The sequence below is a fragment of the Erwinia sp. MYb416 genome (assembly GCF_037479575.1).
GTDB classification, from domain to species: domain Bacteria; phylum Pseudomonadota; class Gammaproteobacteria; order Enterobacterales; family Enterobacteriaceae; genus Erwinia; species Erwinia rhapontici.
Map to the genome: position 1 here is coordinate 1 of NZ_JBBGYT010000394.1, position 1,536 is coordinate 1,536.

At 55.0% G+C, this 1,536-nt stretch carries 1 protein-coding gene; it reads left to right on the forward strand.

What is annotated here, in order from left to right; translation table 11 throughout:
• Positions 1 to 55 precede the first annotated feature (55 nt).
• A complete protein-coding gene (glgC, locus tag WH277_RS05530; protein WP_200642627.1) occupies positions 56 to 1,342 on the forward strand; it encodes a glucose-1-phosphate adenylyltransferase in 1,287 nt (428 codons plus the stop codon).
• Positions 1,343 to 1,536 lie beyond the last annotated feature (194 nt).

Genomic DNA, 1,536 nt, shown 5'->3' on the forward strand with positions numbered 1-1,536 from the left:
TGGAGCCGCCCACGGTGTGTGCGTGTTCCAGGAACAATCATAATAGGAATCAGACATGGTCAAATTAGATAAGAACGACCCTGTAATGCTGGCAAGGCAACTCCCTACACAAACTGTTGCGCTGATCCTTGCAGGTGGCCGTGGTACGCGCCTGAAAGACCTGACCGCCAAGCGTGCGAAACCTGCGGTTCACTTCGGCGGCAAGTTTCGTATTATCGACTTTGCGCTCTCCAACTGCCTGAACTCTGGCATCCGGCGTATCGCAGTCATCACCCAATATCAGTCGCATACCCTGGTGCAGCATATCCAGCGCGGCTGGTCCTTCCTCAATGAAGAGATGAACGAGTTCGTCGATCTGCTGCCTGCGCAGCAGCGCCTCTCAACCGATCACTGGTATCGCGGTACCGCCGATGCGGTCACACAGAACCTCGACATTATTCGCCGTTACCACGCGCAGTACATCGTGATCCTCGCCGGGGACCATATCTACAAAATGGACTACTCGCGCATGCTGATCGACCACGTGGAAAATGGCGCACGCTGCACCATTGCCTGCCTGCCGGTGCCGCTGGAGGAGGCCAGTTCCTTCGGCGTGATGAAGGTGGATGATGACAACAAGGTGGTCGAGTTCCTTGAAAAACCGGAAAACCCGCCGTCTATGCCCGGTGACAGCAGCCGGGCGTTAGCCAGCATGGGTATCTATGTTTTTGATGCCGAATACCTCTTTGGCCTGCTGGAAGAGGATATGGAACTGCCGCAGTCGAGCCATGATTTCGGTAAAGACTTGCTGCCGAAAATTGTCGCCAGCGGCGAGGCACTAGCGCACTCGTTCAGCCTCTCCTGCGTGCAGCATGACGAAACGGCCGAGCCTTACTGGCGTGATGTCGGGACGCTGGAAGCCTACTGGAAAGCCAACCTTGATCTCGCCTCGGTGATGCCGGAACTGGATATGTACGACAGTACCTGGCCGATCCGCACCCATATGGAACCGTTGCCGCCAGCGAAGTTTGTGCAGGATCGCTCCGGTAGCCATGGGATGACAATGAATTCGCTGGTGTCAGGGGGCTGCATTATCTCTGGCTCAGTGGTGGTGAACTCGGTGCTGTTCTCACGGGTTCGGATTAACTCCTTCTGCAATATTGAGTCATCGGTATTACTGCCGGACGTGGAGGTGGGACGTTCCTGCCGTCTGCGGCGTTGTGTGATAGACCGTGCCTGCGTACTGCCAGAAGGAACGGTGATTGGCGAAAACCCGGATGATGATGCCCGGCGTTTCCACCGATCGGAAGAAGGGATCGTTCTTGTCACCAGGACCATGCTGGCGAAGCTTGGCTGGCGATAGCACAAAAATTATCCAAAATAATGGAAGTTGCCTCAAGGCGGCAAGGCAAAGAGTCCCGATGAGCTTACACAGGTAAGTGATTCGGGTGAGTGAGCGAAGCCAACGCTGAGGCAGCTTCGAGTATGAAGGATAAAAAAGGAGCCGATAATGCAGGTGCTACACGTCTGTTCAGAAATTTTCCCGCTGCTAAAAAC

Coding starts and splice junctions, on each gene's coding strand:
- glgC (WP_200642627.1), top strand. CDS start 56: ATGGTCAAATTAGATAAGAACGACCCTGTAATGCTGGCAAGGCAACTC.